Raw genomic sequence first — 20,732 nt, forward strand, 5'->3', positions numbered from 1 at the left:
GGTTACCTCGCACGGGCTGCGTCGGCAACAGCGGCGCCAGCACAGCCCACTCATGGTTCGTCAGATCGCCTCGTGCCACACAGGCCTAACGAGCGAGATTCATGATCCGCGAGACAGAACCTAGCCGCACAGTGACCGGGTACGCGCGGTTCATGGGTAGCCACAAGCAGAACAAACACGACAGCGGCGGCGAGTCGGCGCGAGGCCGGCGGCATTCGGGCAGCGGCGCTCCGGGCCGACAGGGCTCGCCCATGGAGCACTCGCCCGACCAACGGCACCGCCGTACCGCGACCGGCTCGGCCGGCACCGAAGGCGGCCTGGGCCGCGCCAAGGTCTCGGGCGACGGGCGGATCCAGCGCCAAGGCAGCTCCTGAGCCGACCGCTCAGCCGGTGCAGCGGCTCGCGCGTTCGCACGGCGGCTGCACCGGCTGACGGTTTCTACGGCAGGGCGCAGATGGCGTACGCCGTGTCGGACCAGTTGCCGGCGAAGGCGTCCTCCTCGTATGCGCCGGAGGCGGCGGACGTCGGGGCGGTCGCGGGGCCGCCGTTGGGGCGGAAGTCGTCCACGATGCCCTCGCCGGTCACCCCGTTCAGCTCGTAGCCGGCACCGGTCAGCACCTTCCCGACCGGGCAGGTCGCCGTGACGCTGCGGAAGTCGAGGGAGTTGCTGACCCCCACGGTGGAGGCGCGGACCAGGCCCGCGAGGGGGTTGGCGCAGATCGCGTACGCGGTGGCGGACCAGTTCAGGGCAGTGGCGTCCGACTCGTACGCGCCGACGGTGACCGCGGTCGGTGCCGTGGCCACGCCCCCGTTGGGGCGGAAGTCGTCGACGACACCCTCGCCGGTGACGCCGTTCAGCTCGTAGCCGGTGCCGGTCAGCACCTTGCCGACCGGGCAGGTCGCCGTGACGCTGCGGTAGTCGGCCGAGTTGCTGACGCCGGCCGTGGAGATCCGGACCAGGCCGGGCACCGGGTTGGCGCAGATCGCGTACGCCGTCACCGACCAGTTGCCCGCGAACGCCTCGGTCTCGTAGGCGCCGACGGTGACGGCGGTCGGCGCGGTGGCCGGGCCACCGTTGGGGCGCAGGTCGTCGACGATGCCCTCGCCGGTGACGCCGTTGAGTTCGTAGCCGGTGCCGGTCAGCACCTTGCCGACCGGGCAGGTCGCCGTGACGCTGTGGTAGTCGGCCGAGTTGCTGACGCTGGTGGCGGCGATCCGCACCAGGCCGGGGACCGCGGCGGACGCCGGGCTCGCCGGGGCGAGCACCGCTCCGGTCGCGACAAGACCGAGCACGAGTACGGACGCCCGAGCGCCGAACCGCCGGCCTGTGTTCTGAGTACGCATGGTTTCTCCCGTCTGAGGCCGGACGGGGCGGCAGATGCGACGCCGACGTCAAGGCCGTTCGTGATGACGGGTTGACGCTAGGTAGCCCTCTGAACAGGCGTTATCTCTAAACCGACTACGTCGCGTAACAGACCAGCAGCATGAACCCGAGTCCACATATTGACTGTTAACTATCCGTTCTGCGGGTGCGGCCCTAGCATTCGCCTCATGTCCGCTCGCCGCGTCACCGCCGCCGTAGCCGTCGCCGCGCTGGCGAGCCTGCTCGCCGTCAACGCCGCCCGTGCCGACGGCCCAGCGATCAGCACCCCCGGTGCCCCGACCGTGGTCGCGAACGAACCGCATCAGCTCACGCTCAGCTGGGCGCCCTCCGCCTGGGTCGAACCTGACACGGGGCAGCCGATCAACTATGAGGTGCAGGTACCGCTGGGGCCGAACACGTACCGCTTCCTCGGCGCCACCACGGACACCACGATCACACTCACCGACCTGGCACCCGGCACGACGTACCGAATCGCGATTGCCGCCCGCGCGCTCGGCGGCTACTCGGACACCTCTCCCGCCACCACGGTGCGCACTGCCAGCGGACGCGCGACGGTCAGCTACCTCAACCTCGACTGGTCACCGACCAACAACCAGATCCAGCACCTCCTGAAGGTCACCAACACCGGCACCGGGCCACTCGACCTGAGCACCGTGCAGCTGCGCTACCACCTGCGCTTCGAGGGCGGCAACACCTCGCTGGTGCCGAACTGCGACTGGGCCGCGCTGGGTTGTGGCCGGATCCAGCAGACCGTGCAGTTCTTCGTACCCCCGGGTGGGCCGTCCGTGTTGTCGACGCCGGCGCCGCCTTATCCCCCGCCGGGCACTGCCGTCCCCGGCTGGGTGGAGCTGACCTTCACCGACGGCACGCTCGCGCCGGGCCAGTCGACCGGGCCGATCCAGCTACGGCATCACCGGCACAGTTGGAGCACCATCGACGAGCGCGACGACCCGAGCTGGCTCGCCGCCACGGGCCAGTGGACCTCGAACGACCGGATCACGCTCGATGTGGACGGGGTACGCGAGTTCGGCGACACCTACTCCTGACCCCTCCCGACCACCCACCGGGCGACCGGCGCACCCGGGGTCCGGGTGGCCTTGCCCTGACGAGCCTGATGTCTGTGAGTCATCACGATGACTCACAGACATCAGGCTCCTCGGGGAACTACTCCCAACCTCCGGGCGCCCTGGCTGCCGAGGCGTCGGCTCGCCGCCGAACGGGCGCGATGACCCTCACCGGTCCACAGACGCCATCAGTCGGCGAAAGGCTCAGGCCGGGTGTCGACGGGTGGGCCGAGCCAGAGCAGCTCGCCGGGGCGTACCCGATGGACCAGGCGGTGGGAGACGGTGCCGGCGGGTACGGCGCGGACGTGCAGCTCGACGGTGCCGTCCGCGCGTGGGGCGTTGGCCGGCGAGAGCCAGCGCCAGTGCCCCGGCAGGCGCGGCGTGCAGACCGGCACGGCCTGACCTGGCTGGAAGGGCAGTCGCCGCCAGGGACGTACCGTCAGGATCGCGATGTCGGGCGACGGCCGGTCATGGCCGATCACCTCGACGTGCCACCAGGCCCGGCCGTCGCCGGCCTGGGCGGCGGCGCGGCGGATGGCGTGCGTGGCGCGGCACAGGGCGCGCTCGGCGGTGACGGTGAGCTGCGGCGTCCACAGTGGGCGCGCGTGGCGGGCGACGGTGGCGAGCAACGCGTCGCCGATCGTGGTGGCGTGCGGGAGCAGGTCGAGGTGACGGTACGCGTGGCCGAGCACCCGGAGCAGCGCCGCCCGACTCGCCGGGTCATCGTCGTCGTTCACGGTGGGCATGCCGGCTCCAAATCGCTGACTCGTTGGCTGGCACCGGGGCGGGAGGCGCTGCGCCGTTGAGGGCCGGCGCAACTCCGAGGCCGAACACCCGCCCCGGGCCAAGCGTCGACTGTCCCGGCTGACCAGGCACAACGGCATGTCACGGTGATCGTTGGCGGCATACCTGATCGGTATGCGCTCCACGCCGCGACCGTCGAATCGGGCAGACTGCGGGCATGACGGAACGCCCGGTGCTGTATCTGGTCGTCTGCGCCGCGGGACCGGCGGAACACATCGACGAGCTGGTCGACCTCCTGATAGCCGATGGGTGGCAGGTCTGCATGATCGTCAGCCCCACCGCCGCGCCGTGGCTCGACCGGGCGGCGTTACAAGACAAGACTGGCTATCTGGTACGCGTGGAGTGGCGGATGCCCGGCGACCCCGAGCCGCACCCGCCCGCTGATGTGGTGGTGGCCGCCCCGGTCACGTTCAACACGGTGACGAAGTGGGCGCTGGGCATCAACGACACGTTGGCCCTCGGCGTCCTCAACGAGTCGCTGGGGGCTGGGCTGCCGATCATCGCGTTCCCGCACACCAAGGCGGAGCTGGCCGCGCATCCGGCCTATGCGGGCTACCTGGAGGTGCTGCGTGCTGCCGGCGTGGTCGTGGCCGACGGCAAGCCGCTGGACTCGATGAACGGGCCGGCACGTTGGGGCGTGGTCATCGAGGCGCTGCGGGCGGCGCGCCCGTCCTGAGTAGTTGCTTTTCGTTCATTAGTCCGGCGGTCCTCTGACGATATGCGTCGCGCGTATACCAGTACTGCACGCAGCGTGTTCAATGGACAGGCTCGATGAGGCGAGACGGACGGAGCCGCCGGTGACACACGCGAACTGCCCTCGGTGCGGCGGACGGCTGGCCCGGGACAACGACAGCGGACGGTGTACGCCATGCCAGGCCGCCGAGCGAGACCGATTGAGCGCCCCACCGAACGTGCCGGCGAGCTTCTGGGAGCACGAGCCGGTGCGACTCGCGCTGGCCGAGCGGCATCTCGGGCAGGTCATCCGGGCGTACCGGTGCCATCCGTATCACGGACGGGTCGCCTTGCCGCAGTCCGTGGTGGCGGGGTGGCTGGGGATCACGCAGGCCCAGTTGAGTCGGGTGGAGAACGGCCCGCCGCTGGTGCACCTGGACAGACTGGCGCACTGGGCGACGCTTCTCGGGATACCGGCGGCCAGCCTCTGGTTCCGCTTCCCGGCCAGCATCGTTGGGTCGATGTAAGCCCCTCAGATGGCGAAATGGTTAGCGCACGCGGCGAGGATCAGGTGAGCGAACGAGGCGATCAAGCAGCCGTCGCGGTTAACGTGGAACAGGCACCAAGCCAAGGGGGTGGCGTCACGGACCGCCGACGCTTCAGCATCCTGGCCGCGCTCACCGGACTCGCCGCGGCGGGCCATCCTTACTTGCTCACAAGCCCTACGGACGCACCTGGGGCCATCGGCATGGAACAGGTGCGGCTAGCCGGCTCGCTGGTCAACGACCTCCGACAGGCAGATGCCGCAGTCGGAGCCGACCAACTCTGCGACGTCGCCATCCAGGTGCACGCCCGGCTGTCGGCCTGGGCCGCGAAGGCGAACTACAGCCACGAGGTCGGGGACGCCCTGCAAGGCGCCCTGGCTGACCTCGGCATCCAGGCGGCATGGCTCGCCATTGACGCCGAACGCCGTCCGGAAGCCCGACCGTTCCTCAACGAGGCCATCACCCGCGCCCGCATCGCCGACGATCCCCGGGTGGAGGTGAGAGCAATGGCACTGCTGTCTCTGTTATTACGGGAGAGCCAACCGGGCGAGTCACTGCACTGCGCCGAGGCGGCGATGCGCGTCTCTGCCGGATGGGGCACCCCTCGACTCAGCACGTTGCTGCACCTGCGAAAGGCACACGCCTACGCCGTGCTCAGGGACACAAGCGGGTTCAGTCGAGAGATGACAAAGGCTCGTCGCGAGCTGGATCGCGGAACGCACGACGACGATCCAGGGTTTGTCGACTTCGTGGACGAGCAAGAGTTGAACGGCATCCAAGGACTCTCCTACCTCGCCCTGGGTAGACCCGAACGCGCCGCTCCGTCGTTCCGCGCGATCACTGTTAACCCATCGCCCGGCTATCGGCGTAACCAGGTCCTCTACACGATCGACCTCGCCGACGCGGCATACCAGCAGGGTGACACCAACGAGGCGGCGCGCATCGCCCTGGACGTCCTGCCGGCGGTCAGCCAGATGAACTCTGGGCGAGTGAGCCGGAATCTTGCGCAGGTGCGGGCGAAGCTTGCGGCACCACGGGATGCCACCGCGACGACCCGCGAATTCGTCGACGCCTACGACCGAGCAGTGACCGTGTGATGGAAGGCGTGCAGCTCCGCCATCGCGACGCCGAAGAGGCCACGGACATCCTGGGCCAGCTCGTGAGTCTCTATCTGGAGGTCTACACGGGCGGAGGCGAGTTCCACAGCGAGGACCGCTACCGGCGTCAGCTCGACCTGCACATGCAGCGAGTGGGGTGGGAGCTGGCCACCGTCGAGGTGGACGGGAGTCTGGTTGGCTACATCTACGGATTTCCGCTTCCCGCCGAGACGCGATGGTGGGAGGGCATCCACGACCCGGTACCGCCTGGTTTCACTGACGAGGACGGGGCACGTACGTTCGCGATAAGCGAGCTGATGGTCCACCCTGCTTGGCGACGTCAGGGCATCGCTACGAGGCTGCACGACGAGTTGATCGCGGCCCGCACGGAGCAACGAAACACGCTGCTGGTCCGGCCGGACAATGTCGCCGCTCAGACCGCATACTTCTCCTGGGGCTATACCAAGGTAACCAGACTTCGGCCGGGGTGGGAGAACGCGCCGACCTTCGACGTGCTCGTTCTCGACGTCAGTTCCTCCCGCCCCCGCCCTTGCCACAACTGAACGCCCTAAGTGCACCGAAGATCTGCTGAAATGGGCACTCTTGCAGAGGAATTATTCGTCAGACGCATCGTCGACCCTTGACTCCTCAAGAACGTTACCGACTAGAGCGTTCACGTCGATGGCGCTGGGAGACGGCCTCACTCGGCCTTCCGCGTAAGCCATTCGCGCAGCCGCTAGATCGGCAAGGCGGACAGCCTGAATCACGATGACTCGCCGCAGACCGGGCGAGACCTCACCGCGCTCGTGGGCAACGGCTGAAACCCTGGCTAAGGTTTCGGCGCGGCGAGCAATGCGAACGTCTGGGTGCTCGCGCTCCTCCCGCATGTTCTCAGGCACCAGGTTGAAGCGATAGGAACTCGGTAGTCCCCCGATCGCGGAGACAGGTGGAATCTTTTCATTCAGGATCGCTCCATACTTTGAGTGATCGATGGCCCATCTATATGCCGAGTATTCCACAGCGTCGATCTTGGCTTTTTTGCTAGCGTCGTTGCGCAAGTCCTCGGTTGGCCAGAACTCCACCTCAGCCACCTCGAAGGGATCCAGAATTCTGTAGGCCAGGGTATCGCTTCTTTGACCGGTCATATGCCTGCCGATACGAATTCCGAAGCTCTCCAACGTCTGACCGACGTAGATCGGCTCACCATCGTAGTCGTAGAAACCATACACGCCGATGCACTTACGCAACTGCTTGCCGCTAGCGGCATCCGTCGACCCGAGCGCATCTTTGAGTAGCTGCCGGAAGCCTTGGACGAACTTAGTCGGCAGAGAGCTCTTCACGGGCGGCTGGTGATCCGGCTCGTTATACGATGCGACGCCGCGACTTGCCACTTGGCATACCTCGATTTCTTTGGGATTCGTGAAGCGAGGCAGCAGTCTACGAGCTAGCGTCTCAACACTTGAAGACGGACGTGGCGCGACAGCCATGCAAGACCGTTTGCCCTGGTGACAGCCGTTGTCGGATTAGCGACACCGCCGATCGCTGCGCCCGCACCCCACATCAGTGCCTAGGATTTCCAACCTGGAAACAAGATCCACTAACGAACTTGGCGGGGCATGGTGGCGCTTCGACGCTTCGCCGAGGCGCTGGAGGCCAGCGCAGCATGAATAGCCTCGGCCACCGCTTCCGCCGACTCATGCTCCCATACCCGGAAAACGGTCCATCCAGCAGTGCCCAGCACCTCAGTTACCGTTACGTCCCGCTTACGGTTACGGTCGATTTTTTGATGCCAGTACCCGCTCGGATCGGACGGCATCCTGCAATGCTGCGGGCAGCCGTGCCAGAAGCAGCCGTCGACAAAAATCGCCAGCTTGTGACGAGTGAAGACGATATCCGGCCGGACCGCGTGCTCCGGCAATACGATGCGGTAGCCGACTCGGTAGCGCAATCCTCTACGAAAGAGCTGCCGGCGGAGTGCCAGCTCAGGCTTTGTGTTGGTACTCTTGTTGGACTTCATGGCACGCGAGGCCGATGACGGCGGTGGCGTAGGGGGTAACCGTTCCTCGCTGCCTTTCACGTCGACGACCGCTACTCACTCCCGCTGTTCGGACGCAGAACTGGCAGCAGGTAATTGTTGCCGAGCCACTCGAGGACGTCTACGACGACAGCGTCGCCAAATCCGAATAGCTGTTGGTTTGGGGTGCCGGCAAGAAGCTTGTAGTCGTGGGCACCCATCAGGTTGGCATACTCCCGCGGCGTCATCCATCGGATCGCGCTACTGCCGTTACCCAACCGGATCAGCGCTTGTTTGCTTGATCCACCCCCCGTAGTCCTGAGACACCCGGCAATGCTGTCCTTGCGCAGTTCCCACACTGCGACCCCTTGCCGCGTGCGGCGGTAGGCAGTTCTGTAGCTGATCGCGTCCGCCCAGACGAGAGCGTCGAAACGAGCCTTTTGAAGTTCGCTAAGAGAACCGATGAAAGCTGCTATGCGGTCCTCAGTCCACCATAGGTTGCCAGCGACTTCTGTCTCGACAAAGCCGTCCAAGTCCTGCGGCCCCTCCGGCAGAGCTGGGAGGCGCATGTAATGCATATCCAGCGTTTCACGGTGCTTCTTGTGGACGGCTTGCACCCATGCAGGTCGCACATCGCTGACCGGCGGAAGCTCCTGGCGCGCGGAGGCCGGCAGTTTGTCTTTCTGAATACCGACGATGAACATCCGCGGTCGAGACTGCGGCACAAAGTGCCGAGCGTCGATCGCGAGCACATCTAGGGAGTAGCCGAGCTTCGACAACCTGGCTAGAGCGGCGGCGAGGTCATTACCACCATGACTTGTAGCGAAACCGTGAACGTTCTCAAGGAGAACCACTGAAGGTCGGGGCGACATGCCTTCGACGATCCTGGCAAATTCCCAGAACATCCCCGACTGCTCGCCAACCAAGCCACGCCTATTACCGGCCAAAGAAAGGTCGATGCATGGGAAGCTGCTTGTCGCCAGCTCAATCCCTTGCGGCAGGTCCATAGCTTCGACTTGCCGGATATCCCGAACAATGAAGTGATCTTCAGCATCAGGAAAGTTGGCGGCGTAGGCATTGTACTTAGCCTGCTTGATGTCGTTCGCCCACACAACCTGCACCTGAGCGCCCTTCACGCGCTCAATAGCGGTTCGGACGAGTCCAATCCCAGCAAAAAATTCTGCTGCCCGGACGGGCGTGCTGTCCATGTTTCCCCCCTCGCCCATCATCGCTGCAGCCTATAGGTGACCGGGACGTAGTCCCGAGGCGCGACACTCATCTGTGATGATTCGGTCACCTGTTCGACTCCCCGTGACCGCTCGCGTGTCGAAAGTCGTTGTGCGCAACGCCCGAGTTCGGCATGAACCTGACGTCCAGCCTGTGTTCCAGCGCCCCGGCGAGGCGCAGCAGGACCGGCAGGGTCGGCACGGTGCCCCCCGCTTCGAAGCGGGCCACTGCGGACTGGGTCATGCCTGCAGCTAGGGCCAGTTGACTCTGGCTCCAGCTATGCCCCTCACGCAGTTGACGCACTTCCCGACCGAGCTCGAAGGCAATGCGCGTGGCCTCGTAGGTTCTTGCCGTTCTCGGATCAGACATCCGGCGTTCGCTGAGGTCACTCCAATCCAAGCGATCACTCATCGCTCTGCTCCTCGTCTACGATGCGCCGACACGACTTGCTCACCCTGGAACACCGCGAGCCAGAACCGACCTATAGCGTCGATGCTATAGCTTGGATTGCTCTCGGGGAAGCCCGTCGGCGGCGTTTCGTCTATGAACTCAACTTCGGCACAGCTCCCTCGGTCGTGGCCGTCCGCTGCCGAGCCACAACCCGGGTTGCGGCCTCCGCGTCTTCGGGCAGGGCGGGTTAGGTTACGGACCATGGAGCAGCGGATCAGCCTGATCACCCTGGGAGTCGCGGACGTAGCTCGCGCGAAAGCCTTCTACGAGCAGCTCGGCTGGCGAGGCCAGGAGGTCGAGGAGACGGTCTTCATCCAGGCCGGCGGCTTGGCTCTCGTCCTCTGGGGCCGCGACAAGCTCGCCGCCGACGCGGGCATCGAAGGTCCCGGCACAGGCGCGATGTCCCTCGCCCAGAACGTCCGCTCCCAAGCCGAGGTCGACGAGGTGATAGCCACGGCGGCCAAGGCCGGCGCGACGGTGACCAAGCCGGCCCGGGAGACCTTCTACGGCGGCTACGCCGGCTACTTCGCCGACCCGGACGGCCACCTCTGGGAGATCGCCTGGAACCCGGGCTTCACCCTCGCGGAGGACGGAACCCTGACCGTCCCCGACTTCAGCGCCACGAACTGAGACTCAGCGCCACGAACTGAACAAACGGCAGGCAGAGTTGCCGATCAGGGCGTCGGAGACGGGCAGAGCAGCGGGTCCAGCACCGGCAGCTGAACAGGGTCCAGGCAGATAGCCAGCAATCCCGGATCCGGCGAGGGCGTAGGCGTAGCCGTCGGCATTGCGGTCGCCGTCGGCACCGGCGAGGCCGACGCGACGGGCGGCGTGGGAGGAGCCGAAACGGGAGGCACCGGCGTCGGCACCGAGCTGGCCGACGGGGTCGGCACGACGGACGGCGCAGCGGCCGGCGGCAGGGCCACTGCCACCACCGGGGACGGCACTGTGGAGACCTCTGCCGAGGCGGACGACCGGACGACCGGGACGGTCGGCGGGTTCCACACGGCGCTGTCTGCCGAACCGACGCGCGACCTGGGTGCCACCGGACCGGTCGGAACAAGAACCGCCCCAGCCCTCGGCACGTCCAACGCGACGATCTCCGCCGAGGGCACCGGCCCGCGAGGACCCCATGCGCCAGGCCCCAGAGCATTGGGACCCAGGGCGCCCGGTCCGAGAGTCACGAACACCACTGCCGCGACGGCGGCGGCGCCGAGCGCCCGCCGGTCGGGGCGTACCGCCGTCGGCGGCGCGTCGGCGGGGGTCACCACCAGAGGAGGCGCGGGCGGAGCGGTCCGGTGCGCGGCCAGCAGCGCGTCCATCTGCGCGATGACAGCAGCGCGATCGTCGGCAGCCGCGAGGGTGAGATAGAAGCGAAAGTTCACCATGGCACCGGCCGGGACCAGCAACCCGTCGAGTCGACAGCGGTCCGGCAGAAGGGTGACCGGCACGTCGGGGTGGTGGGCGGGGCCGACCAGGTCCGCGTACCGCCACTCGCGCCGGTGCTCCCGGCCGCCGAAGACCACCCGTCGGCTGGTCACCACGGCCATGCCGGTGTCGGCGGCCCGCAGTCCCGGAGGCAGGGCCTCGGAAGAGGGCTCAGCGAAGGAACATGGGCCAGGGGTGGGCAGGCCGGGGACGTGCCGCGCCTCAGCTTCGACCAGCGTGGCGACGGGAAGGACGCGAAAGACGAGTTCGTCGTCGTCGAGCTCCACCGGTAGGCCGGTGCGGGGCTGCGTACACCCGAGGAAGCTGGCGGCTTCGATGCGGAGCCGCGCCAGGTGGTCGCCGCGGTGCTCCCAGGCGTCGGTGGCGTCGCGGTACGCGCGCTGCCGGCGCTCGTTCTCGCGCTCGGCCCAGGCGATCCGCCAGGGGGCGTGGGCCACAGAGGTCACGGTCACACGCGGTACAACCGCTCACGTACGTGACAGGCAACGCGACCAGGATCGATGCATCCCGTTGCGTCCGAAAGAAGAGTATTACGGGATCACGCGCCGCCACCTGAACGCTGAGGTGGCGGCGCGGTGTGCTGGGCTCAGGCTGGCGGCATGCCCTCTTCCGGCATCTCGAAGACCTTGCGGACGTCCACCTCGACGTCACCGACGGTATCGGCGAAGACGTCGACGAACCGCCGTCCCCACTCCACGGCCTCCTCGTGGGAGCGCACGTCCAGCAGGGCGAACCCGGCGATCAGCTCCTTGGTCTCGGTGAACGGCCCGTCGGTGACGGTGGTCTTACCGCCGCTCACGGTGATCCGGGTGGCGCCGTCGGAGGTCTGGCAGAGCCCTTCGGCGGCGAGCAGCACTCCGGTTTGCGCCACCTCCTTCATGAAGCTGTCCATCCGGGCCATGAACTCGGGGCTCGGGTTGAACGCCTCGGTCTGGGTCTCGTCGAGCTTGTGCATCAGCATGTACCGCATCGATGTTGTCCTCTCGTGAAAGGTAGTTGCTGGTCAGCGGGTCAGCGGTCGGGTGCAGAGTGCCGTCAGCCAGCCGAACGTGACGACGCAGGCGAGTGCCATCCGAACGCTGAGGGTGTCCTGGTCGGGCCAGGCCAGAATCGCGACGACGGCCAGCGCGCTGGCGGCGGAGAATGCCGCCCATCCGCGCTGCCCGGCCCGCCACCCCGCGCGGGCGAAGACCAGGCAGGCGATGGGCAGCGAGCCGAACGCCAGCCCCGCGCCGACTCCATGCCCGACGGCGTGCCAGCTCAGCGTGTCGGGCGTACCCTCGGGCGCACCGGCCGGCCAGCCCATGCTGGGGTCGGAGACCAGCACCCCGCCGATGATCAGGCCGATGCCGTGCACGGCGATCAACGCCGGCCCCCACGTCCCGCCCGGCTGGCCGCCCAGCGCCCGGCGCAGCCCGACCGCGCCGGCCAGGGCGAGCAGCCCGGTCAGCACGAAGTTGGCGATCTGAATCCAGCCGAGATCTCCCAGCGCCAGCAGGCTGAGTGGCTGCCGGCTCAGGTCGAACCCGTCCCGGGTGAACACCTGGGCGGCGGCCACCACCACGAACAGCGGGCCGGCGAGGACTCCGCCGGCCAGTAGCGCCCTGGTCGTCGTACGCCGGGAGTCGACGCCCGCCACCGCGGACCCTGCGCTCGTCTCGTTCGCTGTCGTCGTCATGTCGCTCTCCTCGTCTCTGCCGGCTCACCGCCGGTCCGGCAGTTCTGCCGGCTGAAAGCCGGTCCCGCGCGCCGTTGGGAGCCGGCTTGTCACTGACGCGTCGAGCGACCGGCGCGGGATACGACATGACGGCCGGAGATTTTTCAGCGGGTCGGCGCGACGCCTCGGGCGCAGTCGGCGGCGCGAGCGAGCAACAGCGCGCGCTCGCGTTCGTTGCCGGTCAGCTCGGCGGCCCGCGCGAACTCGGCGCGCGCCTCGTCGTGGCGACCCAACTTGGCCAGCAGGTCGCCGAGCACGCTCGGCAGCAGGTGGTAGCCGGCCAGCGCCGGCTCGTCGGCAAGCGCCTGGGCCAGTTCCAGGCCGGCGGCCGGGCCGGCGGCGAAGGCGACCGCGACGGCCCGGTTCAGCTCCACGACCGGCGACGGCACGACCCGGGCCAGCTCGGCGTAGCCGGCCGCGATCCGCGCCCAGTCCGTCTCCTGCGGGGTACGAGCCCGCGCGTGGCAGGCCGCGATCTCCGCCTGAAGGGTGTACGGGCCGGGTACGCCCACGGCCGTTCGGGCCCGGCCGAGGGCGGTCAGGCCCCGACGGATCAGCATCCGGTCCCAACGCCCCCGGTCCTGTTCCATGAGCAGGATCGGCTCGCCGGTGGGGTCGACCCGCGCGGCGGTGCGGGATGCCTGGATCTCCAGCAGTGCGGCGAGCCCGTGCACCTCCGGTTCGTCGGGCATCAGCCCCTGCAGGACGCGGGCCAGGCGCAGCGCGTCCGCGCAGAGGGCTGGGCGCATCCAGTCGTCTCCGGCGGTCGCCGAGTAGCCCTCGTTGAAAATCAGGTAGATCACTTCCAGCACCGACGCGAGCCGTTCGCCGCGCTCGGCGACGCCGGGCACCTCGAATGGCACCTTCGCCTCGGCGAGGGTCTTCTTGGCTCTGGTGATCCGCTGCGCGACTGTCGCATCGGGTACCAGGAAAGCTCGGGCGATCTCCTCGGTCTTCAGTCCGCCGAGCATGCGCAGGGTCAGCGCCGCCCGCGCCTGCGGCGACAACACCGGATGGCAGGCGGTGAAGACCAGCCGCAGCAGGTCGTCGTCGATCCTGTCCTCGAAGGCGGCGTCGAAGTCGGGGGTGAACTGCTCGTCGCCGAGGTCGCGCCCGAGGTCGGCGACCCGGCGTTCCAGCAGGTTCCGGCGGCGCAACGCGTCGATCGCCCGACGCTTGCCGACCGTGGTCAGCCATGCGCCCGGGTTGTCCGGTACGCCGTCGCGCGGCCACTGTTCCAGTGCGGCCACCAGAGCGTCCTGGGCCAACTCCTCGGCCCAGCCGACGTCACGTACCAGGCCGGCCAGTGCGGCGATCACCCGTCCGGCTTCGATCCGCCAGACCGCCTCGACAGTGCGGTGCACCTGCTCGTCCCCCATGACCGCCCATCACAGCAGGCCGGTCCGGTTGGAACAAGGAAGCTGGCACGGCCCGGCGGTCAGCCGGCGCGCCGGCGGTACGGCTGCGGGCCGTGGGTCGGGAACCGCGACTGGGTACGCGGTGGGTACGCCTCGCAGTGCTCGACCCAGTGTTCGGCGGCGGTGACCAGGGCGTCAGCGGAGACGGTGAGGATCAGCGGGTAGATGGCGCTGGACGGCCGGCGCATCCACGGTGGCAGTGACTCGGCGGAGAACTCCACTGTCAGCTCCAGCCGGCGGCGGCGCAGCACCCGGCTGCGCAGGGCCAGGTTGGGTTCGGTGAACCGGACCGTCGCCGGTGGCGCGCTCAGCGCGAGGGCGGCGGTGGCCTGCCCGTGCAGCCAGCCGCCGAGCGCGCGGGCCTCCTCGACCATGAGGCTCGGGTAGTGGTGTGACCAGGTCTGGCCGTCGGCGGTGCGGGCGTCCACCTCGATGAGTAGCCAGTCGTGCCAGCCGGGCGTGGCCCCGTCCAGGTCGTCGGGCGGGTCGATGCCGGGCTGGTAGCCCACGGGGCGTACCCGCACCCGAGCGCCATCGTCAGACCGGATCTCCACTCGATCATTCTGGCCGAGCGAAGCGGACTTCAGGCCCTGAATCGGTCACTTCGTGATGGTCCGCCGGACGCCCTGGTGCTCGGCGCAGGCGGTGGACCGGCCGCCGGCCAGGCTCACCGAACCGTCGCGGCACTGCACGAGGTAACCGCGTCCGGCCCAGAACTGCGGTACGCAGTCGAACCAGTCGCACACCTCGGCGGCCGGCTTGCGGATCCGCGTGCCGCCACAGAAGTCGTACCCCAGCGGGTTTTCCGGTGCCCCGCAGCGCGGGCCCTGGGTCGCGCTGGGCGACGGGCGTGGTGACTTCGTCGGCTTCGGTGGCGGGGGTTTCAGTGCGAGCGCCGGGCCGATCCGCGCGGGTGCGGCGCTGACGGTGGGTGCCGGGGTGGCTGCGGCGGCGACCTCCGCGCCACCTCTCGGGTCGGACGGGTTCGACTCGATGAGTGCCGCCGGTACCAGCAGCGCGATGGCCGCCGCCACCGCGATGCTCCTGCGGCCGCCGGGCACGAACGACGACAGTCGGGCCTGCCCGGGGGTGGCCGCAGCCGGCCGGAACGGCTTGAGCTGGGCGTGCTCGGCGATCAGCTCGTCGAGTTGGGCGATCACCGCGGCGCGCTGTTCGATCGCGTCGGCGAAGGCCAGGGTGAGCTTGAACCGGAAGTCCGGCGCGGCGTCGGTGGGCAGCAACAACCCGGAGATACGCCGCCGGTCCAGCACCTGGATCAGGGTGACCGGGGCCGCCGGGTCGTGGGACAGGCCGGTTATCCGGCCGTACGCCCAGTCGCGCCGGCCCCTCCCGCCGAGCAGCACGAGTCGACGGCTGGTGATCACGGCCATGCCGGCGTCGGTGACGCGTACGCCGTCCGGGCGGCGCGGGCGCAGCGGCCCGGTTCGCGGGGCGACGGTGAGGTCCGGCGCGGGCAGCACAGCGGTGTGCCGTACCTCGACCAGTTGCGCCGCCGGTAGCACCCAGAGCACCACCTCGTCGGCGGCCAACTCCAATGCCAGCCCGGCGCCAGCGGCGGCCGAGCCCTGGAAGTCGGCGGCCAGGGCGCGTAGCTGCCGTAACTCGTCGTCGCGTCGTCGCCACGCCGTCTCAGCGCCACGGTACGTGCTGACCCGCCGCACGTTCTGCCGGTGCGCCCACCGGTACCGCCACGTGGAACCCGTCGATTCAGTCTTTGCCACGCCGACTCCTTCGCCGCGCAGGCCACCAATCTGGGGTGTCACACGGTTTAACAGGTGCGGCGCGGCACCCGGAAACGCCGAAACGGGCGAACTACCCGATCGGCGGAGCAACCAGCACGATAGGGGGATACTGATGCCGACGTTCATGTTCTCCGAGGGGGTGACGGTCGTGCCGGCAGTCACGCTGCCCGGGGTCGTGATCGGGGTCGACATCGGCACCACCAGCACGAAGGCCGTCGCGTACGACACCGACGGGCGGCAGCTCGGCAGTCACCTGGTCGGCTACCCGCTGAACAACCCGCAACCCGGCTACGCCGAGCAGGACCCGCAGCTCATCCTCGACGCGGTGCTCAAGTCGATCAGCATGGTCGTGGCGGAGCTGGTCCAGCCGGTGGCCGGGTTGTCGTTCGGCTCCGCGATGCACAGCCTCATCGGGTTGGACCGGGACGGCAGTCCGCTCACCCCGTCGGTGACCTGGGCCGACTCGCGGTCCACCCGGCAGGCCGAGCGGTTGCGGGCGGTGCCGTCGGGGTTGGCCCTGCACCGGCGCACCGGCACGCCGATGCATCCGATGTCGCCGCTGCCCAAGCTGCTCTGGTTCGCCGAGCAGGAGCCGAAACTCTTCGAGCGGGTGGCGCACTGGGTGGGCATCAAGGAGTGGGTGCTGCTGCGGCTCTGCGGCGTGCTGGTCACCGACCACTCGATCGCCTCGGCCACCGGCCTGCTCGACATCCACGAGCTGAAGTGGGATCACGAGGCGCTGACCATCGCCGGTATCACCCAGGAACAGCTCCCGCAGCTCGTCGCCACCACCGCCGTGCTGCCGAACCTCACTCCGCAGGCCGCGGCCGAGACCGGCCTGCCGGCGCGCACCCCGGTGGTGGTCGGCGCCGGCGACGGGCCACTGGCGAATCTGGGTCTGGGCGCGGTGCACCCGGGCATGGTGGCCTGTTCGATCGGCACCAGCGGCGCGATGCGGGTGATGGTCGAGCGGCCCGGCGTGGACCCGCTCGGCGGGGTGTTCTGCTACGCGCTGACCGAGCACCGCTGGGCGGTCGGTGGCGCGATCAACAACGGCGGCATCGTGCTCAAGTGGGCCGGCGCGGCGCTCGCCCCGGACCTGGGCGAGCACTCCGAGGAGGACCTGGTCGCCCTGGCGGCCCGCGCGCCGGTCGGCTCGGGCGGGCTCATCATGCTGCCGTACCTGCACAGCGAACGGGCCCCACACTGGAGCGCCCTGCCGCGCGGAGCGTACGTGGGGCTGACCCACGCCCACCGCCGCGAGCACCTGGTGCGGGCCGCCTTGGAGGGCGTCTGCCAACAGCTCGCGCTGGTGCTCAGCTCGGTACGCGCGGCCGGCAATGAGGTCCGCGAGGTCCGGGCCGGTGGCGGCTTCGCCCGCAGCGGCCTGTGGCGGCAGATGCTGGCCGACGCCCTCGGCCTGCCGGTGAGCTTCCCGGCGGCGCACGAGGGGTCGAGCTTCGGGGCGGCGCTGCTCGGCATGGAGGCGCTCGGGCTGATCCCCAGCATGGACGTCGCCGCCGACCTGGTGCGGATCGAGGAGACGGTCCGCCCCGACCCGGCCGCCGCGGCCACCTACGCGGCGCTGCTGCCGCTCTTCGCCGAGCTGTACGAGGCCCTCACGCCGACCTTCACCTCGATCCGCCGGATGGCACCCGGCCTGCCGACCGGCCCCGAACCGTCGGCGTGACCGGGGTCAGGGCGCCTCGACCCCGGCGATCAGGTAGCGCCGCACGTCGGCGTCGAGGATCGCCGCTTCCTGCGCGTCGTCCGGCCCGGAGCCCCGGAACGCGGCCAACTGCTCTGGTGACTCCCAGCGCTCGTAGACGTGGATCCGGCCGGGCTCCAACGGGTCGGCCGCCAGCAGGAAGTCGAGGCAGCCGGCGGTGGCGCGCGCCCGCGCGATGACCTGCTCGCAGTCGGACAGGTACGCCTCGCGGGTGGCCGGTTCGACAGTCAGGCTGCCGGCGATGATCAGCACGGGTCCTCCGGGGTGAGTGGCTGAGTGGCTGAGTGGCTGACCTTTGCTCTGCACCCGCCCGCGCGCCAGTCACGGTCCGTAACTGGCGCATCGGCGGGTGCAGAGCAAAGCGTGATACCTGTGGGTCACAGTTATACCTGTGGGTCGTCGCGCTCGGGGGGACATCGCCGCCCGGACGGGTGACGCCGGTCCCGCCGGTCACACCAGCCTCCAACGCTTCATATCGTGCAAACGTGAGAAAAAGCGACAAGAGGCGCTCATCTTCCCTGCTGGGGAACTCTGCCCGCGTACCCCTGAAGGTGTTGACGGCGGCGGTCGCGCTCGCGGTGCTCGCGACGACCGGGCCGGCCACCGCGGACGGCCCGGGCGGCGCGCCCGTCGCGGGGAGCCACGAACCGGGGGTGGACCCGACGCCGGAGCGCCCGCCGACCAGCGAGGTGTCCTGGCTGTCGTTTCCCGGCGGGGTGTTCGCTGTGGACTCGCTCGGGCACACGGTGCGCTACCGCGCCTGCGACGGCGACACCGGTCGGGTCGCCGACCCGGGCATGCGGGTCGCCGCCGGGGTGGCCAGCGGCGCTGTCGTCGTCGGAGGCACCGCCTACCGCTACCGGGTGCCGCTGGTCGGGCGCAGCGAGGGCACGCTGGAGGTGATCCAGCGGCACCGCCCGCCGACGACGCTGACCGGAGTGGTGGTGACCAGCCCGCAGCCGCCCACCGACCCGGTCGCCGGGGCCCGGCTGTTCCCGCTCAGCGGCCAGCTCGCCCGGGTGGTCGCCGACGCGAGCCTCAACCCGGCCGGGGTCACGGTGCGGGACCTGTCCGGCCGCTACGGCGACCAGCAGATCGCCGTCAACGGCTCGCTGCGCCCCAAGGCCGCGAGCGTCATCAAGCTGTGGATCCTCGTCGAGCTGCTCCGCCGGGTCGACTGTGGACAGGTCTTCCTCGACGACGGTGTGCTGGTCACCCCGGAGGACGTGGTCGGCGGCACCGGCCAACTGCAGTTCGAGACGTTCCCGCAGGTGGTCACCCTGCACCGGCTCGCCCAGTACCTGATCAAGTACAGCGACAACGTGGCCGCAAACGTGCTGATCACCTACCTGGGTGGGTTCGCCCCGGTCAACGCGCTGATCGACTCGATGAACCAGCGGTCCACCATCCTGGCCCGGAGGATGCTCGACAGCGCGGCGGCGCAACGCGGCGAGGAGAACTACACCAGCCCGGACGACGTGGTGTCACTGCTCGGCGCGGTCTGGGACGGCGAGATCCTCACCCCCGCCTCGCGCGACCTGATGATCGGCTTCATGCGCGAGCAGACCCTGAACACGAAGATCCCGGCGGCGTTGCCGCCCGGCGTGCCGGTGGCCCACAAGACCGGTGACCTGCCGGACGCCTCCCACGACGTCGGCTACTACCTGATCCCCGGCACAGAGACCGCCGTCGCGTTCCTCACCGCCGGCCCCATGGCCACCGGCGACGAGACGGTCCGGCGGATGGCCCGCACCGTCTACGACTTCCTGGTCACCCCCACCGAGGGGGCGGTCGAGGAGTGAGCCGCCCTCAGGCGCCGGGAATGTTCGCCGGCGGGTCCTCGCCCACCAGGTCGGCCGCCGGCGGGTCCGCCGACACCGACAGCCCGAAGTCCGAGTACGTCAGGTCGAGCTGGGCGGTCTGCGACTGCTCGCTGGCCAACTCGATGCGGTAGCGGACCAGCCGACCCTGCTCGTCCACGGCGGCGGTGAACGGGACCGCCCCGGCCCGGTCACCCAGCACGTTGCCGACGCCGCTGCCCAGCACCGCGCCGCTCTGGCGCAGGTCCAGCGTGCCCGCGTACTCCCGCTCGGCGGTCAGCCGCACCCCCGTCGGCGCGCCCAACGTGCTGGCCAGCCGGGTGTTGTCCAGGCCCTGCTGGGCCGCCGGGGCACCCGCTTTGCCGACGTGCCACCAGGTCTTGCCGTCCCAGACCGGGACGCGGCGGTCCGGGGCGGTGACCCGCACGTACACGTCCGGCCCGGTGGTCAACCGCTCGATCTTCACCACGCCGGTGGGCACCTTCAGCGAGGTGGTCTCCAGACCACGCTTCGCCTTCGGGTCCCAGAGCAGCACAGTCGCGTCGCCGTCCGTGCCGCCGGTGCCGACCGTCAGCTTGTACGGCTGTTCGTCGGCCTTCGCGGCGGCGGCCTTCAACACTCCGACCGGGTCGGCGCTCGCCGACGCCGCCGGACGACCCGGGCCCGGGTCGTCGTCGCCGGCGGCGACCAGCGCCCACACCCCGGCCCCCACCGCCACCACGAGCACGGCGACAACGGCGATCAGCTTCGGTTTCGGCACTGTCATCTCCCCCGGGCGGTGCGGTCCGGCCAGACTAGCCGGACCGCCCGTCGTCACGCCCGGCTGATCGCGTTGGCGTGGATCGCCTCGTGCAGATACGCGGCGAGCCCCGGCGCGATGTTCTCGTAGAACGCGGTGAACCGCTCGTCGGCCAGGTACATGTCGGCCAACCCGGTGTGGATCTCATACGAGCACTCGTAGAACCAGCGGCTGATGAGCTGCCGGTGCTCCTCGGCCAGGCCCATCGCCTCCGGGCTGTCCGCCGGGGCACCAGAGGTCAGCACCGCGACCATCCGCCGACCCCAGTCCTCGTTCTCCGCCTTGTTCCGCAGCCAGTCGTCCTTGGTGTAGCGCGACACCCGCCGGTTCGACTCCCGGTACGCGTCGGTGTCACCCCAGCGCTGCTCCGCCTCGGCCCGGTGCTCCTCCGGGTCGACGTCACCGAAGACCTCGAACCGCTCCTCCGGCGTGAGTTGGATGTTCATCCTGCTCGCCTCCATCGCGAACTCGATCGCCGTGACCATCTCCTGCAACCGTGTGAGCCGTACCGTCAGCAGTTCGTGCTGCCGGCGCAGGTGCGCGGCCGGATCGGCCGCCGGGTCGTCGATGATCGCGGTGATCTCCTCAAGCGGGAAACCAAGCTCCCGGTAGTACAGGACGAGTTGCAGCCGTTGCAGGTCCGCGTCGTCGTAGCGGCGGTAACCCGCCGAGGTGCGCCCGCTGGGCGAGAGCAACCCGATCTCGTCGTAGTGGTGCAGCGTCCGCACCGTCACGCCGGCCACCTTCGCCACCTGACCCACCGTGTACGCCATGGTCCCC

The 20,732-nt window shown here is 69.3% G+C and carries 24 protein-coding genes; 9 read left to right on the top strand and 15 right to left on the bottom strand.

The window, feature by feature from the left end; translation table 11 throughout:
- Window positions 1-101 precede the first annotated feature (101 nt).
- Window positions 102-374: a hypothetical protein gene (locus ACIBEF_RS02305; protein WP_396790454.1), complete on the top strand. Its 273-nt coding sequence runs from the start codon at window positions 102-104 to the stop codon at window positions 372-374.
- 64 nt (window positions 375-438) lie between these two features.
- Here ACIBEF_RS02305 and ACIBEF_RS02310 read toward each other — a convergent pair whose 3' ends face one another.
- Window positions 439-1,344, bottom strand: coding sequence for a hypothetical protein (locus ACIBEF_RS02310; protein ID WP_396790456.1), 906 nt, complete (start codon window positions 1,342-1,344; stop codon window positions 439-441).
- Window positions 1,345-1,551: 207 nt separating this feature from the next.
- On the opposite strand from ACIBEF_RS02310, the gene ACIBEF_RS02315 reads away from it, so the two are divergent.
- Window positions 1,552-2,430 carry a fibronectin type III domain-containing protein gene (locus ACIBEF_RS02315; RefSeq protein ID WP_396790457.1) on the top strand — a complete coding sequence of 293 codons (879 nt, stop codon included), beginning with the start codon at window positions 1,552-1,554 and terminating at the stop codon, window positions 2,428-2,430.
- A 206-nt stretch (window positions 2,431-2,636) separates the two neighbouring features.
- On the opposite strand, the gene ACIBEF_RS02320 is transcribed toward ACIBEF_RS02315, so the two are convergent.
- A complete protein-coding gene (locus ACIBEF_RS02320) occupies window positions 2,637-3,194 on the bottom strand; it encodes an FAD-binding oxidoreductase (RefSeq protein ID WP_396790460.1) in 558 nt (185 codons plus the stop codon).
- Window positions 3,195-3,409: 215 nt separating this feature from the next.
- On the opposite strand from ACIBEF_RS02320, the gene ACIBEF_RS02325 reads away from it, so the two are divergent.
- From ACIBEF_RS02325 to ACIBEF_RS02340, 4 genes are all read left to right on the top strand, one after another.
- A complete protein-coding gene (locus tag ACIBEF_RS02325; RefSeq protein ID WP_396790461.1) occupies window positions 3,410-3,928 on the top strand; it encodes a flavoprotein in 519 nt (172 codons plus the stop codon).
- Window positions 3,929-4,145: 217 nt separating this feature from the next.
- The gene (locus ACIBEF_RS02330) at window positions 4,146-4,451 is read left to right on the top strand and encodes a helix-turn-helix domain-containing protein (protein WP_396790462.1); all 306 of its coding nucleotides are present in this window, start codon (window positions 4,146-4,148) and stop codon (window positions 4,449-4,451) included.
- A gap of 44 nt (window positions 4,452-4,495) precedes the next feature.
- Window positions 4,496-5,566: a hypothetical protein gene (locus tag ACIBEF_RS02335; protein ID WP_396790464.1), complete on the top strand. Its 1,071-nt coding sequence runs from the start codon at window positions 4,496-4,498 to the stop codon at window positions 5,564-5,566.
- Window positions 5,566-6,129 (top strand): GNAT family N-acetyltransferase, encoded by a 564-nt coding sequence (locus tag ACIBEF_RS02340; protein WP_396790465.1) that lies wholly within the window; start codon window positions 5,566-5,568, stop codon window positions 6,127-6,129. The genes ACIBEF_RS02335 and ACIBEF_RS02340 overlap by 1 nt, the downstream gene beginning before the upstream one ends.
- A gap of 51 nt (window positions 6,130-6,180) precedes the next feature.
- Here ACIBEF_RS02340 and ACIBEF_RS02345 read toward each other — a convergent pair whose 3' ends face one another.
- From ACIBEF_RS02345 to ACIBEF_RS02360, 4 genes are all read right to left on the bottom strand, one after another.
- On the bottom strand, window positions 6,181-6,906 hold the full coding sequence (locus ACIBEF_RS02345) for a GIY-YIG nuclease family protein (protein ID WP_396790467.1): 726 nt from the start codon (window positions 6,904-6,906) through the stop codon (window positions 6,181-6,183).
- Between the two features lie 257 nt (window positions 6,907-7,163).
- Window positions 7,164-7,643, bottom strand: a complete 480-nt coding sequence (locus ACIBEF_RS02350; RefSeq protein ID WP_396790469.1) for a very short patch repair endonuclease — start codon at window positions 7,641-7,643, stop codon at window positions 7,164-7,166.
- An 11-nt stretch (window positions 7,644-7,654) separates the two neighbouring features.
- A complete protein-coding gene (locus tag ACIBEF_RS02355) occupies window positions 7,655-8,788 on the bottom strand; it encodes a DNA cytosine methyltransferase (RefSeq protein WP_396790471.1) in 1,134 nt (377 codons plus the stop codon).
- 85 nt (window positions 8,789-8,873) lie between these two features.
- Window positions 8,874-9,218, bottom strand: coding sequence for a multiprotein-bridging factor 1 family protein (locus ACIBEF_RS02360; RefSeq protein ID WP_396790473.1), 345 nt, complete (start codon window positions 9,216-9,218; stop codon window positions 8,874-8,876).
- Window positions 9,219-9,458: 240 nt separating this feature from the next.
- Here ACIBEF_RS02360 and ACIBEF_RS02365 point away from each other — a divergent pair, with 240 nt between their 5' ends.
- Window positions 9,459-9,887, top strand: coding sequence for a VOC family protein (locus ACIBEF_RS02365; RefSeq protein ID WP_396790474.1), 429 nt, complete (start codon window positions 9,459-9,461; stop codon window positions 9,885-9,887).
- Between the two features lie 44 nt (window positions 9,888-9,931).
- Here the strand turns inward: ACIBEF_RS02365 and ACIBEF_RS02370 are convergent, their stop codons facing one another.
- The 6 genes from ACIBEF_RS02370 to ACIBEF_RS02395 all read right to left on the bottom strand — a co-directional run bounded on the left by ACIBEF_RS02370 (window position 9,932) and on the right by ACIBEF_RS02395 (window position 15,583).
- Entirely contained in the window at window positions 9,932-11,152 is a 1,221-nt protein-coding gene (locus ACIBEF_RS02370; protein WP_396790476.1) for a hypothetical protein, read from the bottom strand.
- Window positions 11,153-11,292: 140 nt separating this feature from the next.
- Window positions 11,293-11,676: a YciI family protein gene (locus ACIBEF_RS02375; RefSeq protein ID WP_396790478.1), complete on the bottom strand. Its 384-nt coding sequence runs from the start codon at window positions 11,674-11,676 to the stop codon at window positions 11,293-11,295.
- A gap of 33 nt (window positions 11,677-11,709) precedes the next feature.
- Entirely contained in the window at window positions 11,710-12,384 is a 675-nt protein-coding gene (locus ACIBEF_RS02380) for a DUF998 domain-containing protein (RefSeq protein WP_396790480.1), read from the bottom strand.
- A 143-nt stretch (window positions 12,385-12,527) separates the two neighbouring features.
- Window positions 12,528-13,802: an RNA polymerase sigma factor gene (locus ACIBEF_RS02385; protein ID WP_396790482.1), complete on the bottom strand. Its 1,275-nt coding sequence runs from the start codon at window positions 13,800-13,802 to the stop codon at window positions 12,528-12,530.
- A 59-nt stretch (window positions 13,803-13,861) separates the two neighbouring features.
- Window positions 13,862-14,395: a hypothetical protein gene (locus tag ACIBEF_RS02390; RefSeq protein ID WP_396790484.1), complete on the bottom strand. Its 534-nt coding sequence runs from the start codon at window positions 14,393-14,395 to the stop codon at window positions 13,862-13,864.
- A 45-nt stretch (window positions 14,396-14,440) separates the two neighbouring features.
- Window positions 14,441-15,583 carry a hypothetical protein gene (locus ACIBEF_RS02395; protein WP_396790486.1) on the bottom strand — a complete coding sequence of 381 codons (1,143 nt, stop codon included), beginning with the start codon at window positions 15,581-15,583 and terminating at the stop codon, window positions 14,441-14,443.
- A gap of 133 nt (window positions 15,584-15,716) precedes the next feature.
- Between ACIBEF_RS02395 and ACIBEF_RS02400 the strand changes: the two genes are divergently transcribed.
- Window positions 15,717-17,294, top strand: a complete 1,578-nt coding sequence (locus ACIBEF_RS02400; protein WP_396790487.1) for a gluconokinase — start codon at window positions 15,717-15,719, stop codon at window positions 17,292-17,294.
- Window positions 17,295-17,300: 6 nt separating this feature from the next.
- Here ACIBEF_RS02400 and ACIBEF_RS02405 read toward each other — a convergent pair whose 3' ends face one another.
- Window positions 17,301-17,585: a putative quinol monooxygenase gene (locus ACIBEF_RS02405; protein ID WP_396790489.1), complete on the bottom strand. Its 285-nt coding sequence runs from the start codon at window positions 17,583-17,585 to the stop codon at window positions 17,301-17,303.
- A 233-nt stretch (window positions 17,586-17,818) separates the two neighbouring features.
- On the opposite strand from ACIBEF_RS02405, the gene ACIBEF_RS02410 reads away from it, so the two are divergent.
- Window positions 17,819-19,135 carry a serine hydrolase gene (locus tag ACIBEF_RS02410; protein WP_396790491.1) on the top strand — a complete coding sequence of 439 codons (1,317 nt, stop codon included), beginning with the start codon at window positions 17,819-17,821 and terminating at the stop codon, window positions 19,133-19,135.
- 7 nt (window positions 19,136-19,142) lie between these two features.
- Here ACIBEF_RS02410 and ACIBEF_RS02415 read toward each other — a convergent pair whose 3' ends face one another.
- Complete coding sequence (locus ACIBEF_RS02415) at window positions 19,143-19,913, bottom strand: hypothetical protein (RefSeq protein WP_396790492.1); 771 nt, start codon at window positions 19,911-19,913, stop codon at window positions 19,143-19,145.
- Window positions 19,914-19,966: 53 nt separating this feature from the next.
- A complete protein-coding gene (locus ACIBEF_RS02420; RefSeq protein WP_396790494.1) occupies window positions 19,967-20,725 on the bottom strand; it encodes a MerR family transcriptional regulator in 759 nt (252 codons plus the stop codon).
- Window positions 20,726-20,732: the final 7 nt, after the last annotated feature.

The sequence above is a fragment of the Micromonospora sp. NPDC050795 genome (assembly GCF_044456785.1).
Lineage (GTDB): Bacteria > Actinomycetota > Actinomycetes > Mycobacteriales > Micromonosporaceae > Micromonospora.

What these genes read in the sequence shown, in the direction of transcription:
- ACIBEF_RS02305 (WP_396790454.1), top strand. Translation starts at nt 102, where the DNA reads ATGATCCGCGAGACAGAACCTAGCCGCACAGTGACCGGGTACGCGCGG.
- ACIBEF_RS02310 (WP_396790456.1), bottom strand. Translation starts at nt 1,344, where the DNA reads ATGCGTACTCAGAACACAGGCCGGCGGTTCGGCGCTCGGGCGTCCGTA.
- ACIBEF_RS02315 (WP_396790457.1), top strand. Translation starts at nt 1,552, where the DNA reads ATGTCCGCTCGCCGCGTCACCGCCGCCGTAGCCGTCGCCGCGCTGGCG.
- ACIBEF_RS02320 (WP_396790460.1), bottom strand. Translation starts at nt 3,194, where the DNA reads ATGCCCACCGTGAACGACGACGATGACCCGGCGAGTCGGGCGGCGCTG.
- ACIBEF_RS02325 (WP_396790461.1), top strand. Translation starts at nt 3,410, where the DNA reads ATGACGGAACGCCCGGTGCTGTATCTGGTCGTCTGCGCCGCGGGACCG.
- ACIBEF_RS02340 (WP_396790465.1), top strand. Translation starts at nt 5,566, where the DNA reads ATGGAAGGCGTGCAGCTCCGCCATCGCGACGCCGAAGAGGCCACGGAC.
- ACIBEF_RS02355 (WP_396790471.1), bottom strand. Translation starts at nt 8,788, where the DNA reads ATGGACAGCACGCCCGTCCGGGCAGCAGAATTTTTTGCTGGGATTGGA.
- ACIBEF_RS02360 (WP_396790473.1), bottom strand. Translation starts at nt 9,218, where the DNA reads ATGAGTGATCGCTTGGATTGGAGTGACCTCAGCGAACGCCGGATGTCT.
- ACIBEF_RS02365 (WP_396790474.1), top strand. Translation starts at nt 9,459, where the DNA reads ATGGAGCAGCGGATCAGCCTGATCACCCTGGGAGTCGCGGACGTAGCT.
- ACIBEF_RS02375 (WP_396790478.1), bottom strand. Translation starts at nt 11,676, where the DNA reads ATGCGGTACATGCTGATGCACAAGCTCGACGAGACCCAGACCGAGGCG.
- ACIBEF_RS02380 (WP_396790480.1), bottom strand. Translation starts at nt 12,384, where the DNA reads ATGACGACGACAGCGAACGAGACGAGCGCAGGGTCCGCGGTGGCGGGC.
- ACIBEF_RS02385 (WP_396790482.1), bottom strand. Translation starts at nt 13,802, where the DNA reads ATGGGGGACGAGCAGGTGCACCGCACTGTCGAGGCGGTCTGGCGGATC.
- ACIBEF_RS02400 (WP_396790487.1), top strand. Translation starts at nt 15,717, where the DNA reads ATGCCGACGTTCATGTTCTCCGAGGGGGTGACGGTCGTGCCGGCAGTC.
- ACIBEF_RS02420 (WP_396790494.1), bottom strand. Translation starts at nt 20,725, where the DNA reads ATGGCGTACACGGTGGGTCAGGTGGCGAAGGTGGCCGGCGTGACGGTG.